Origin of the sequence: Sedimenticola selenatireducens DSM 17993 (assembly GCF_000428045.1) — a bacterium.
Taxonomy (GTDB): Bacteria; Pseudomonadota; Gammaproteobacteria; order Chromatiales; family Chromatiaceae; genus Sedimenticola; species Sedimenticola selenatireducens.
In genome coordinates, this window is sequence record NZ_ATZE01000002.1 from 134,866 (window position 1) to 147,189 (window position 12,324).

At 59.7% G+C, this 12,324-nt stretch carries 11 protein-coding genes; 4 read left to right on the forward strand and 7 right to left on the reverse strand.

Annotated elements, in window-relative coordinates; all coding sequences use genetic code 11:
- The first annotated feature begins 188 nt into the window (after window positions 1-188).
- Window positions 189-434: an EF-hand domain-containing protein gene (locus tag A3GO_RS0102415; RefSeq protein WP_029132046.1), complete on the forward strand. Its 246-nt coding sequence runs from the start codon at window positions 189-191 to the stop codon at window positions 432-434.
- Between the two features lie 112 nt (window positions 435-546).
- Here the strand turns inward: A3GO_RS0102415 and A3GO_RS0102420 are convergent, their stop codons facing one another.
- Both A3GO_RS0102420 and A3GO_RS0102425 read right to left on the reverse strand, forming a co-directional pair.
- On the reverse strand, window positions 547-2,802 hold the full coding sequence (locus tag A3GO_RS0102420; RefSeq protein ID WP_029132047.1) for a nitric oxide reductase activation protein NorD: 2,256 nt from the start codon (window positions 2,800-2,802) through the stop codon (window positions 547-549).
- Between the two features lie 42 nt (window positions 2,803-2,844).
- Window positions 2,845-3,651, reverse strand: coding sequence for a CbbQ/NirQ/NorQ/GpvN family protein (locus A3GO_RS0102425; RefSeq protein ID WP_029132048.1), 807 nt, complete (start codon window positions 3,649-3,651; stop codon window positions 2,845-2,847).
- A 230-nt stretch (window positions 3,652-3,881) separates the two neighbouring features.
- On the opposite strand from A3GO_RS0102425, the gene A3GO_RS0102430 reads away from it, so the two are divergent.
- Window positions 3,882-4,577 (forward strand): aspartate/glutamate racemase family protein, encoded by a 696-nt coding sequence (locus tag A3GO_RS0102430; protein ID WP_029132049.1) that lies wholly within the window; start codon window positions 3,882-3,884, stop codon window positions 4,575-4,577.
- A 62-nt stretch (window positions 4,578-4,639) separates the two neighbouring features.
- Here the strand turns inward: A3GO_RS0102430 and A3GO_RS25625 are convergent, their stop codons facing one another.
- The 3 genes from A3GO_RS25625 to A3GO_RS0102440 all read right to left on the reverse strand — a co-directional run bounded on the left by A3GO_RS25625 (window position 4,640) and on the right by A3GO_RS0102440 (window position 7,378).
- Window positions 4,640-4,837 (reverse strand): zinc-finger domain-containing protein, encoded by a 198-nt coding sequence (locus A3GO_RS25625; protein WP_084609682.1) that lies wholly within the window; start codon window positions 4,835-4,837, stop codon window positions 4,640-4,642.
- A gap of 130 nt (window positions 4,838-4,967) precedes the next feature.
- Window positions 4,968-5,462 carry a TIGR00645 family protein gene (locus A3GO_RS0102435; RefSeq protein WP_442985396.1) on the reverse strand — a complete coding sequence of 165 codons (495 nt, stop codon included), beginning with the start codon at window positions 5,460-5,462 and terminating at the stop codon, window positions 4,968-4,970.
- Between the two features lie 77 nt (window positions 5,463-5,539).
- On the reverse strand, window positions 5,540-7,378 hold the full coding sequence (locus A3GO_RS0102440) for an SLC13 family permease (protein WP_029132051.1): 1,839 nt from the start codon (window positions 7,376-7,378) through the stop codon (window positions 5,540-5,542).
- A 177-nt stretch (window positions 7,379-7,555) separates the two neighbouring features.
- Between A3GO_RS0102440 and A3GO_RS0102445 the strand changes: the two genes are divergently transcribed.
- Complete coding sequence (locus A3GO_RS0102445) at window positions 7,556-9,865, forward strand: molybdopterin-containing oxidoreductase family protein (RefSeq protein WP_029132052.1); 2,310 nt, start codon at window positions 7,556-7,558, stop codon at window positions 9,863-9,865.
- Window positions 9,866-9,963: 98 nt separating this feature from the next.
- On the opposite strand, the gene A3GO_RS0102450 is transcribed toward A3GO_RS0102445, so the two are convergent.
- Both A3GO_RS0102450 and A3GO_RS0102455 read right to left on the reverse strand, forming a co-directional pair.
- A complete protein-coding gene (locus A3GO_RS0102450) occupies window positions 9,964-10,158 on the reverse strand; it encodes a hypothetical protein (protein ID WP_029132053.1) in 195 nt (64 codons plus the stop codon).
- Window positions 10,159-10,375: 217 nt separating this feature from the next.
- On the reverse strand, window positions 10,376-10,795 hold the full coding sequence (locus A3GO_RS0102455; RefSeq protein WP_029132054.1) for a DUF3617 domain-containing protein: 420 nt from the start codon (window positions 10,793-10,795) through the stop codon (window positions 10,376-10,378).
- A gap of 196 nt (window positions 10,796-10,991) precedes the next feature.
- On the opposite strand from A3GO_RS0102455, the gene hisC reads away from it, so the two are divergent.
- A complete protein-coding gene (gene hisC / locus A3GO_RS0102465; RefSeq protein ID WP_029132055.1) occupies window positions 10,992-12,050 on the forward strand; it encodes a histidinol-phosphate transaminase in 1,059 nt (352 codons plus the stop codon).
- Window positions 12,051-12,324 lie beyond the last annotated feature (274 nt).

The following is a 12,324-nucleotide window of genomic DNA, read 5'->3' on the forward strand; positions in this document are numbered from 1 at the left end:
TCTGTTCTGCTGTTGCCGATCGGCAACAGATTATTCGTTTGTGCCGCTCTGTCTCTCGCCGTGTAGTATTTAACTGAATGAAATATATAGAAAACTATAAGTTGGCATTCCATTTGCTCTAGTCCGAGTAGCTGACTGCGCCGAGGCAGCCGGCCTAATGTTGCAACTATTGATAAATGGAGTTCCCTATGACCAAGAAGATTATGACCCTACTGTTTGCTTCCCTGGCTGCGGCTGCGGTGATTGCGGCAGAAAGCAAAACCGACGTGGTGCTGGATACCGATAACAACGGTACCCTGAGCCAGGAAGAGGCCAAGGCCATTCCGGGTCTGAGTGAGCAGTGGGAGGTGCTGGATGTGAACAAGGATGGTCAGCTGGACCCGGCTGAATTCGCCAAGTTCGAGGTGGTGACCACCACGGCTCCGGCCAACTGATCGGTCGTATGCAGGTCGCAGGGCAGTACTCCCTCCTGTGACATCTGCATGTGATTGGCCAAACCCCGGCGGGTAGCTCCCGGCGGGGTTTGGTCGTTTGTGGGCTGTTGATTTAGCGGGTCAGGGAGAGGAACAGTTCCGGCAGTTTGGCCGGCAGTTTCTCCACCCGGTCGATGACGCTGTACTGTTTACCGAAGATATCGCTGACATACTCATCCGCCCTGGGGTCGAGGTTGATGCAGTAGGTGTAGATGTTGTCCCGGTCCAGCTCCTGGACCGCCTTGCGCGCATCCTCGATCAGCAACCGCTCATCCTGGACGTCGATATCGGAGGGCTCGCCATCCGTGAGGATCAGCAGCAGTTTTTTCTCCGCCTGGCGATTACCCAGGTAGTGGCCGGCGTGGCGCATCGCCGCCCCCATGCGGGTGGAGTAGCCGGCCTCCATGGCCGCCAGCCGCGCCTTTACCTGATCGTTCCAGCTCTCGCTGTAGCCCTTGATGTGCTGATAGCGCACTTCATGCCGGGTGTTGGAGGAGAAACCGGCAATGGCGAAACTGTCCCCCAGCCGGTCGATGGCCCAGGCCAGCAGCGCCACCGCCTCCTGGCTCAGTTGCAGGATGCTCTGCTCGCACCCCTCCGGCACCTGGTGCAGGGATTGCGACAGATCCAGCAGCAGCATGACCGCGATGTCGCGGCCGTCGTGCCGATGGCTCATGTTGATCCGCGTGTCCGGTGTCGCGCCGCCCTTGAAATCGACCAGGGAGCGGATCGCCACATCCAGGTCCAGCTCGCTACCCTCTTCCTGATAGCGCACCCGCACATACTGCTGCGGTTTCAGCAGGTCGAGAATGCGCTCCAGCTGCTTGGCCAGGGCGCTGTGCTTGGTCAACAGATCATCGATTAATTTGGCATCGCCTGGTGGATGTAACGATTCATACAGACTGACCCAGTCGGGACGGTAGGTCTGGGTCTTGTAGTCCCACTCGGGATAGTGGCGCGGCGGCAGGGTGTTCAGCGGCTCCTGCTCAATCTTCTTGCGCTCCACCTCGAACTGCTCCTCCTCGTCCCCCTCCTCGATGAACTTCCACAGGTGACGGTTATCATCCCGGTATTCCACCACGGTGTTCTTGAAGTAGACGTTGGGGGCCTGGTCATTCTGGATCCGGGTGCGGGCGATAAAGGAGATTGCCAGCGGCACGATCGCCTGGGTGCTGGTCTCGCCGGCCAGCATCAGTTCATGGAACTGTGCCACCGCGTCGAGAATATCCGGGTTGCGGTAGCTGTGGTGCGGATTGAGAATCGCGTAGGAGAGCATGGCCAGGCGGTGGCGGATACAGGACTCCTTCTCCGGGTCGCACTCGCCCTCGATCGGCACCGGGTGCAGCGCCAGCCACAGCTGCCGCAGACCGGGATACTGCTGCATGGCCAGGTATTCCACCCGCGAATCCTCCAGCAGCTCGATGGCGATGCGCTGGAACGGGCTGAAGTTGTCGGCAAAGATGAAGTGGCTCCAGCGGCGGTGGGCCGCGATATGGGCCAGCACCGCACGATAGCGGTCGATGCCGGGTACGCCGCTTTCCGTATCATCGAACACGTCCGGCAGGCGGATGCCGAGGGAGTCGTAGTAGGGGATCGGCTTGCGCAGTTCGTCGAAGGCAGTGGAGTAGGGGACCAGGTGGTCCTTGTCCTGCCACAGGGCGCGCAGGTAGAGATCGAGCTGGCGTTCATGATCGGCAAACAGGGTACCGTGGCGCTCCCGTTGCAGCATGGCGCGGCTGTCGGCGGACTGCAGGCTGAAGAAGTCCTTCTGCCGCTCGGGGTGGTTGGAGTAGTTGCGAATGCCGTACTCGGTCCAGTTGCGTATCCCCTCCAGGGAGAGCTGGTTCAGCAGATAGGGCATCTGCTGCAGATACTCCTTGGCACCCGGGCTGGGAATGGTGGCCTGCCCGCCGTGGATGGAACTGCTGGTGCGCTCCAACATGTTCAGCAGCATGTCGATGTAGCGCACCAGCTGTTGCTCGCTGCCGAGTCGCCGCGCCGCTTCCGGCAGAGTCTGCAGGAACGGCAGGATGATGGCGCCATTGGGGGTGCGGGAGATCTTCCAGACGCTTTGCGAGACCAGGCCGAGTACCGGCTCGCCCAGCCGGGCCGCCACCTGCGGCATCTCCTCCAGATAAACCAGCACCGGCTCGAAGCCGCGGCCGATCATGCAGACCAGGGAGGCGCCTTCCAGATAGCTCTTGATGCCTGCCTCGCTCAGGCTGGCGGCGGCTTCTTCCATGCAGTCGCCAAACAGCAGGTCCAGCTGCTGGAAATTGCAGGTCAGTTGCTCCCGGTAGACCTGAAGGGCGGATTCCTCAATGCTCACAGTGCTGGTCCCCGCGGATTGTCTCCGTCATTTGCTTGCCGGTCAGGCGAACAGGCTGTCGATGGCGTGATCCAGGGTGGCCCGGATATCGGCGTCGTCGGTGATCGGGCGCACCAGTGCCATGCGGCAGGCGGCGGTCGGCTCAACCCCCTGCCTGATCAGCTGGGCACCGTACACCAGCAGGCGCGTGGAGATGCCCTCATCCAGACCGTGGCCTTTCAGGTTGCGGGCGGTGTGGCCGACCTTTACCAGCTTGCCGGCGGTGTCGTTGTCGATGCCGGTCTCCTGGCAAATGATCTCGACCTCCAGTGTCTCGGGTGCGTAGTCGAAATCGAGCGCGGAGAACCGCTGCTTGGTGGACTGCTTTAGGTCCTTCATCAGGCTCTGGTAGCCGGGGTTGTAAGATATTACCAGCTGAAAGTCGGGGTGGGCGGCGACCACCTCGCCCTTCTTGTCCAGCGGCAGGGTGCGGCGATGGTCGGTCAGCGGATGGATCACCACGGTGGTGTCCTGGCGCGCCTCCACCACCTCGTCCAGGTAGCAGATGGCGCCGATACGTGCCGCCACGGTCAACGGACCATCCAGCCAGCGGGTGCCGTCCGCGTCCAGCAGGTAGCGGCCCACCAGGTCGGATGCGGTCATATCCTCGTTGCAGGCCACGGTGATCAGCGGCCGCTTCAGGCGCCACGCCATGTGTTCGATGAAGCGCGACTTGCCGCAACCGGTCGGCCCCTTGATCATCACCGGCATGCGCGCCTGGTAGGCTGCCTGGTAGAGGGCGATTTCATCGCCCTGCGGTTGGTAGAAAGGCTCCTGTTGGATACGGTACTGCTCACTGTTTTCTGTCATGACGACCCCGTCTTGCGATAACCAAGATTGTCCAGCAGATTAGTAGGTATTCAACTGGAGTAATAATAGTTTTTACTGATTAGGTTAATAATAATAAATTTATGAACGACGGTCATCGTATTATATTTGGTGATGGATAAAGTAGCTGTTTGCATTTATTCCGACGATTTTCAGAGGCTGGGGCAGGCGCGGTGATTTCCTGCCACACAAGCGGATGCAGGTGACAGATAATGAAAACAATAGGCATGCTGGGCGGTATGAGCTGGGAGTCGACGGTCAGTTATTATCGTGCGATCAACCAGGGGGTGAAAGCCGCGCTGGGTGGGCTGCACTCGGCCAAAATCATTCTCTACAGTGTCGATTTTCAAGAGATCGAGCGGCTCCAGCACCAGGGTGATTGGGAGGCGACGGCGGATATTCTCGTGCGGGCCGCCAGATCAGTCGAGCAGGCCGGCGCAGATGGCCTGATTATCTGTACCAATACCATGCACAAAGTGGCGGACCGGATTGAACGTGTGTTGTCGATCCCGCTAATACATATTGCCGATGCTACAGCCCGGCAACTGCTGGCTGATGGTGTCCGGCGGGTCGGCCTGCTGGGGACCCGCTTCACCATGGAGCAGCCGTTTTACCGGGATCGATTGCAGGAACGGTATGGGATTGATGTACTGGTGCCGGAGATGGATGACCGGGAACGGGTGCATCAAATCATCTACACAGAGTTGTGTCTGGGGCAGATCCACGAGGCCTCCAGGCGCGAATACCTGCGGATTATCGCTGATCTGCAGCGGGCTGGCGCGGAGGCGGTTATCCTTGGCTGTACCGAGATCGCCCTGCTGGTACAGCCGGAACAGACGGAGGTTCCACTCTATGATACGACCGCTATTCATGCCGCTGCTGCGGTGAATTTCCTCCTCACGAACTGAGCAGGCGCCGGTCCGGCCTCAGCGTCACGTCCTACATGGTCCGGCCGGTTTTTGACCGCCGTTTACTCCTCCAGGCGATAACGGGTCCGGCAGTAGCGGCAGCTGGCTTCATCCCCGGGTTTTTTTAACGGTATGACGACACGCGGGTGCAGGCCGGTGGTTGGGCCGTCGGTTCTGGGGCAAGTAAGTGGCAGATCGCTTTTACTTACCTTGACGACAGGTGTCGACAGCGCATCAATTGGCGTTTCCGGCTGTGTCATTTTTTCTCCATTGGTTACACGAGGTCAGGGAAGCCGGATGTCGGCGAACAGATGCGGACATCCCCATACGCCGCGGATTCTACCTCAAAATTCGCCACCACATGAAGGGCGACCAGTGATGCAGGCGTGATCAGTGGTGTTTGGTCTTGACGTCCAGCAGGCCCATGGCGACGGCTGATGCCACAAAGGTCAAATGAATAATCACATACCAGAGCAGCTTGTCGTTATCAATATTCACCGCGTTCATGAAGATCTTCAACAGGTGGATGGATGAGATTGCCACGATGGAGGCGGCTACCTTGTTCTTCAGACTGCTGGTATCCAGCTTGCCGAGCCAGGCGAGCTTTTCGGTATTTTCCGAAACATCCAGTTGCGAGACAAAGTTCTCATAACCGGAGAACATCACCATCACCAGCAGGCCGCCCACCAGCGCCATGTCGATCAGCGACAGCACCACCAGCACCAGGTCGGTCTCGGTGACCGAGAAGATTTGGGGCAGCAGGTGGTACACCTCCTGGAAAAACTTTACACCAAGGGCGAGCAGGGCCAGGCTCAATCCCAGGTAGATGGGCGCGAGCACCCAGCGCATCGCATACATCGCCCGCTCGAGGTTTCTTTCAATCATGGATGGTCCTTCAGGTCAGTGAGATTTTTGTGCTTTTGAATGTAACCGGTCCCATGGTGGGGGCGCTGGAGCGTTTTTTAAAGGTCATACATCAGGACTAGCATGCTCAACAGTCCCAGCCACATGATCAGTGTCAGTGGAATGCCGACCCGCAGGAAGTCGCTGAACCTGTAGCCCCCGGCGCTGAAGATCAGCAGGTTGGTCTGATAGCCCATGGGCGTGGCGTAACTCATGTTGGCGCCGAACAGCACTGACAAGATGAAGGGTTCGGCGGGCAGTCCCAGTTGACTGGCAATACTGATGGCGATTGGGGTGCCGATCACCGCAGCCGCATTGTTGGATACCACATTGGTCAGGATGGCGATCATCAGCATCAGGCCGCCCAGCACCGCGCTGATCGGCAGTCCGGTGGAGATGGCGACATAGAGACTGGCAATGTATTCGGCGCCGCCGGTCCGCATCAGCGCCAGGCCGAGCGCCAGGCTCACCACGACGATCAGGATCACCCGGGTGCTCAGGGCGGAGGCGGCATCCTCCCAGTCCAGGCAGCGCGTCAGCAGCATCAGCCCGACGCCACACAGGGCGCTGGTGGCGATCGGCAGCAGACCGGTAGCGGCGAATGTGACCACTGCCGCCATGATCAGCAGGGCCTGGCGTGCCCGGCGGGTCTCCGGCAGATAGACCGAGGCATCCAGTACCAGCAGCTTGCCGCTGCTTTTCAGCGCTTCGATACGATCCGCTGCGCCCTGCACCAGCAGTACATCGCCGCTCTCCAGACGCACATCCCCCATGCCCTTCTTGATAGTCTGCTGGCCCTGGGTCTGGGAGCGGTGAATCGCCAGGATTACCACGTTGTTGTGTTCCGCGAAGCGCAGCTCCTTGAGAGTGCGGCGATACAGTGGCGAGCCTTCCGTAACCACCACCTCGGCCAGCAGTTGGCCTTCCGAGGAGAGGGGGTGCTCTTCATCAATGGGATTCTCGATATCAGTGGCGTTATACAGAGTGGCGCCCAACAGCTGTTCGTACTCCTTGAGCAGTTCCGGCGTGTCCCGCACCAGCAGGCGATCGCCCTCGCGCAGCTCGGCGGTCGGCAGGCGGGTCACGTTGAGCCCCAGACCCCGCTGGATCTTGTCTACCTTCATGCGCCGGTCGGTTTTCTCCAGTATCTCAGCCAGGGTCTTGCCGTTGGCAAAGCTCTCCTGATTGATATGGAGCAGGGCGTCAAAAATTCTCGGTGACATATCAGAAAGCAGCGCCTGGCGCGGGGGCAGCAGTCGCGGCGCAACCAGCCAGAGATAGAGCAGCCCAAAACTGCCGGCAACCACCACCGGTAAGGCAAAATCGAACATGCCGAAATGATGCAGGCCCAGGTCTGCGGCGATACCCACCACCAAAAGATTGGTGGAGGTGCCGATGGTGGTGGCCATGCCGCCGAGCAGGGTGGCGAGGCCCATCGGCAGCAGGATGCCGGAAGAAGACTGCTTGTTGCGGATCGAGACGCCAATCAGAATGGGCAACAGCATCACCACGATCGGCGTGTTGTTGAGAAATGCGCTGAGCAGGGCGGCGGAAAGCAGGGTGGCCAGGAACGATAGCAGGGGCCGGGTGGCCCAGAGTTTGGACAGCAGGGCCGCTAGTGGTCGGAGCGCCCCGGTGGTCTCCAGACCCTGGCCGACGATCATCAGGGCGCAGATCGCCACCAGTGCCTCATTGCCGAATCCGCTGAAAAAGTCACCCGGCTGCAGCGTGATACCGTTGCGCGTGTAGGGAAAGGCCTCGAATCCGACCACCAGGCTGACCAGAATCAGCAGCGATGAGGTCTCCAGCGGGATGTTGTCCCGGGTGAACAGATAGAGGGCGACCACGATCAGTAGCAGGACAGCGATGGCGTGCGGGTCAGGTAGCGGTGGCAGCATAGGGCGATGGTTGTTTGATGTCCGGGGTAACGCGCCGCTGATTCAGGCACACAGGTAAGAGTATAACGGCAATCGGGTTGGGTGCTTAATTTGCACAAGGGCTTGGATGGCCAGGGTATGCTTGAATAGAGTAATGGTGTAATTGGTATTTGGCGTCAGCGGCTGAGGAAGTTTTAGATGGAAAAACGGGTTCCCGGTTATTGTGCGCTCTGTATCTCGCGTTGTGGCTGCATCTCCACGGTGCGTGATGGCCGACTGGTGGCGGTCGATCCCGATCCCGACCATCCGACCGGTGAGCACCTCTGTATCAAGGGGCGTACCGCACCGGAGTGGGTGAACAGCAGCGAGCGCCTGCTGACACCGCTCAAGCGGACCCGGGCCAAAGGCGCCGCCGATCCCGGATGGCAGCCGATCAGCTGGGATGAGGCGCTCGAGACCATCAGTCAGCGCCTGCAACAGCTCGCCGCCAGTGCGGGTCCGGAGAGTGTGGCATTCTCGGTGACCACACCCAGTGGCACCGGGATCGCCGACAGCTTCAACTGGATCAACCGGCTGGCCCACGCTTACGGTTCGCCCAATATGGTGTTTGCCACGGAAAACTGCAACTGGCACAAGGACTTCACGCCGATGCATACCTGGGGTGGCGGTATCGGTATGCCCGATTATGAACGGACTGGTTGCATCCTGCTGTGGGGGTTCAACCCCACCACCTCCTGGCTGGCACAGGCCAATCTGGTGCGCCAGGCCAAACGGCGTGGCGCCCGATTGGTCGTGATCGACTGCCGCCGGGCGGGGCTGGCCGCGCTGGCGGACCAGTGGCTGCGGGTTCGCCCCGGCAGTGACGGCCCCCTGGCCATGTCCCTGGCCCATGTGCTGATTGAGAACGGCTGGTATGACCAGACGTTTATTCGCCGCTGGAGTAACGGCCCGTTTCTGGTGCGGGGTGACAATGGCCGGCTGCTGACCGAAGCGGATATCCGTCCGGGCGGGTCCAGTCAGCGATACGTGCAGTGGGACAGGCGCCGGGACGCTCCACTGATCATGGATTCAGCGGCCTCCTGTGATGCTTCAGTCGCCGGCGATGCGGCCTTGTTCGGCGCCTATCCGGTGACCACTCTGCAGGGTCGGATTCTCTGCTCGCCAGTGTTTCAGCATTACGCGGAGCGTTGCCGGGAATATGCCCCGGAAGCGCAGTCGGAGATCACCGGTATCAGTGCCGAACAGGTGCGTGAAACCGCCCGTCTGCTGCATGAGCGGGGCCCGGTCAGTTATTTTACCTGGACCGGCACCGCCCAGCAGCCGCAGGCGAGCCAGACGTCCCGCGCCATCTCCCTGCTCTACGCCCTGACCGGCGACTTTGACGCTCCCGGTGGCAATGTCTATTTCGCCAAGCCGGCAGTGGCCAACTTTTTCGGGCTGGAACTGCTGGATCAGGCACAGCGCCAGAAGACGCTGGGATTCAGTGAGCGTCCGGTGGGTCCGGGCACCATGGGCTGGATCACATCGCTTGATCTCTACCGGGCAGTGGTCGAGCAGGTACCCTATCCGGTCAAGGCACTGATCAGCTTCGGCAGTAATCCGCAGTTGACCAAACCGCCGACGGCACACACGGAGGCGGCCCTGAAGCAGCTGGAATTTTACGTGCATGCCGATCTGTTCATGAATCCGACGGCGGTCTATGCCGACATTATTCTGCCGGTCGCTTCCCCCTGGGAGCGATCCGGACTCTATCCCGGATTCCAGGTTTCACAGCGGGCGGAGTCACACCTGCAGTTGCGTCCGGCGGTGATTCCGCCCCGAGGGGAGGCGCAAAGCGATACCTGGATTGTCTTTCGGCTGGCCGTCAGGCTGGGACTGGCTGATCACTTTTTTGGTGGTGACATGCAACAGGCGCTGGAAAAACTGCTGGAACCGTCCGGGGTTACCCTGGAGACGCTGCAGCAGCATCCCCAGGGCATCGATCTGGCACTGGAGACGCAGTATCAGAAATACCGCCAGCAGGGATTTGCCACGCCCTCGGGAAGATTGGAGCTCTATGCTTCCCGCTTCGAGGCCGCAGGCCATGATCCTCTGCCGGACTTCGTCTCCGGCTCGGACAGGGATGCCGCCTATCCGCTGCGACTGACCTCGGCCAAATGGGTGCAATACTGTCACAGCCAGCAGCGCAACGTACCGTCACTGCGCAAGCGCATGCCCGATCCCCTGGTGGAACTGCATCCGGATACGGCTGTTAACGGCGGTATTGCTGAGGGAGAGTGGGTGGTCGTCGCGACGCCGCAGGGTTCGATACGCGCCCGCGCACGGTTCAATGAGTCGCTGGACCGGAATGTGGTCTGCGCCCAGTATGGCTGGTGGCAGGCCGGTGATGGCTTCGGTGGACGACACTACAATGGCCTGATTGATGCGGAAGAGATTGACCCTGTCAGTGGATCAAACAGTCTGCGCAGCGCCCGCTGCCGCATCAGCAAGATTGCTCCGGGCGAATGAACCGGATGTGGCCGCAGGAGTTAACCTGACCGGTTCAGGCGAGTGTGCTAGTACCCGCGTCGCTGGCAAACGCGCCCGGAGGCGGTATAACCCCGTTGTCAGTCAATGCTGCGAATGGCGTCCGTCTCGCTGGAGAGCGGAAGCGGCACCAGATGCAGCCCGGCGCGCCGTGTTTTCGGCTCTTCCGGCTGTATGTAGGGGCACTCATCCATGGGGCGCCAGTCGCAGGCGACGCCGGTCACCAGTTCATGCGGACAGCTATGGCAGATGTGTGTATCCAGTTTCTTCAACATATCCAGGCCTCCTTTGCGGTTCATATTAAAAATAACGCAATATCATGCAATTGCAATACTTTTATGATATTTATTTTAGGAAGTAGATCTAACTTCTGATAAATGAAGCCGGGAGTGATGCGGGGAGGGGCGATTGGTGGATGCGGGCGGCCTGTGTCGGCCGCCATGCCTGAACCGGGAGCGGGTTATTCAGGGCCTGTTTACAGGCCCCGGCTGATTAATTGCACTCACCGATGCGCTTGCCCGACCACTGATGATCCATCGTTATCTGCTGGCCCTGCATCTCCATGAACATCTGCAGGGTGCCGTTCATGGTGTCGCCCTGTGACTCGAAGTGGCCGGTACCGGTCATGTTGCCACCATGCCCGGTGCAGGCCATTTTCCAGCTCACCTGTGAACTGCTCGCCTGCACGTCGCTGAACTCGCAGTTGTTGGCATTTTGCATGATCTTGTCTGGAGACAACCGGCTGGCGGTGAAGCAGTGCTGCATACTCTTGACCGTGGGTTGGGGTAGCATGGGCATTTTCGATGTGATCTGAACTTCCCACATGCCGGGGGTAATTTGCATATCCGCAGCATCCGCTGCTGTGGTGGACAATAACAGGGTGCTGGCAAGGATTGCATAACGAACAGACATGGTACTTCTCCTGAGGGTACGGACGGTTATCTCCAAGGCTGTGATTCTGACAGAGATCCCGGAGAGCGTCGATGCGGGAGTGACCAAGTGGCTTACTGCGGTGATACATGACCACTCTACCGCTCTGGGAACGCTGCCGTGTTAGCGGTATCATCGGCTGCTCACAAAACAACCCGCGATGGCGTCAGGTCCCGTTATGAATCGTTACTGGAGTTCGGTCGTTCACACTCTCACCCCCTATGTGCCGGGAGAGCAGCCCAAACAGAACGATCTGATCAAGCTCAATACCAACGAAAACCCCTATCCGCCCTCACCCCTGGCGCTGCAGGCGATGGCGGCAGAGGCGGCGGAGAGCCTGCGGCTCTATCCCGATCCCAATGCCGAGCGGCTGAAGCAGGCAATTGCCGACCTGCACGGTCTTACCCCGGCACAGGTATTTGTCGGTAATGGCTCTGATGAGGTGCTGGCCCACACCTTTCTGGCGCTGCTGAAACATGAGTCGCCGCTGCTGTTCCCGGATATCTCCTACAGTTTTTATCCGGTCTATTGCGGACTCTACGATATCGCCTTCAAACAGGTGCCGCTCACGGAAGGGTTTGAGATCGACCCGGATGATTACCGGATCGCCAATGGCGGGATTATCTTCCCCAACCCGAATGCGCCCACCGGCCGGTTGCTGCCGCTCACGGCTATCCAGGCAATCCTGGATAACAACCGGGATTCGGTGGTGGTGGTGGATGAGGCCTACATCGATTTTGGCGGTGAGTCCGCCATTGCTCTGGTGAATCGCTATCCCAACCTGCTGGTCATCCAGACCTTCTCCAAATCGCGCTCCCTGGCGGGGTTGCGGGTCGGTTTTGCGCTCGGCAACGCCGAGCTGATCGAGGCTCTGGAACGTGTCAAAAACAGCTTCAACTCATACCCGCTGGACCGATTTGCCATTAATGGCGCGGTGGCCGCGATCGAGGATCGGGTCTATTTCACCGAAACCTGCCAACGGGTGATCGCCACCCGGGAGCAGCTGACACAACAGTTGATCACGCTGGGATTCCAGGTGCTGCCGTCGGCGGCCAATTTCCTGTTTGTGCGCCACCCCGGATGGGATGCCGGGGAGCTGGCCGCCCGCTTGCGGGAACGATCCATTATTGTGCGGCACTTCCGCCAGCCCCGGATCGACCAGTTCCTGCGTATCACCATCGGCAGCGACCAGCAGACTCAACGGCTCTGCGAGGTCTTGGCCGACATTCTCGAATAACGGTTGCCGTAGGTCTCGGATAATCGGTTCAACCCTGTGTGGATTGTTGATAAGCACCGCAACGGTGCATTGCTGCACCAGGGTGGCTGCAGCCGCTGACCGATAACCCTGAAAATAATTTTACCGGCGCTGATTCTGACGCATTTCTTACCGATGGCATGCTCCTTGCTGAATGCTGCTGTATTCGCAGGAGGTATTGTCCATGTCAGTGGTTGGTTGTTTTTCGCTTGAGCCTCACTCCCTCGTGGTGATGCAGCGGTTTCCGGGCCACCCC

What these genes read in the sequence shown, in the direction of transcription:
- A3GO_RS0102415 (WP_029132046.1), top strand. Translation starts at nt 189, where the DNA reads ATGACCAAGAAGATTATGACCCTACTGTTTGCTTCCCTGGCTGCGGCT.
- A3GO_RS0102425 (WP_029132048.1), bottom strand. Translation starts at nt 3,651, where the DNA reads ATGACAGAAAACAGTGAGCAGTACCGTATCCAACAGGAGCCTTTCTAC.
- A3GO_RS0102430 (WP_029132049.1), top strand. Translation starts at nt 3,882, where the DNA reads ATGAAAACAATAGGCATGCTGGGCGGTATGAGCTGGGAGTCGACGGTC.
- A3GO_RS25625 (WP_084609682.1), bottom strand. Translation starts at nt 4,837, where the DNA reads ATGACACAGCCGGAAACGCCAATTGATGCGCTGTCGACACCTGTCGTC.
- A3GO_RS0102435 (WP_442985396.1), bottom strand. Translation starts at nt 5,462, where the DNA reads ATGATTGAAAGAAACCTCGAGCGGGCGATGTATGCGATGCGCTGGGTG.
- A3GO_RS0102440 (WP_029132051.1), bottom strand. Translation starts at nt 7,378, where the DNA reads ATGCTGCCACCGCTACCTGACCCGCACGCCATCGCTGTCCTGCTACTG.
- A3GO_RS0102445 (WP_029132052.1), top strand. Translation starts at nt 7,556, where the DNA reads ATGGAAAAACGGGTTCCCGGTTATTGTGCGCTCTGTATCTCGCGTTGT.
- A3GO_RS0102450 (WP_029132053.1), bottom strand. Translation starts at nt 10,158, where the DNA reads ATGTTGAAGAAACTGGATACACACATCTGCCATAGCTGTCCGCATGAA.
- A3GO_RS0102455 (WP_029132054.1), bottom strand. Translation starts at nt 10,795, where the DNA reads ATGTCTGTTCGTTATGCAATCCTTGCCAGCACCCTGTTATTGTCCACC.
- hisC (WP_029132055.1), top strand. Translation starts at nt 10,992, where the DNA reads ATGAATCGTTACTGGAGTTCGGTCGTTCACACTCTCACCCCCTATGTG.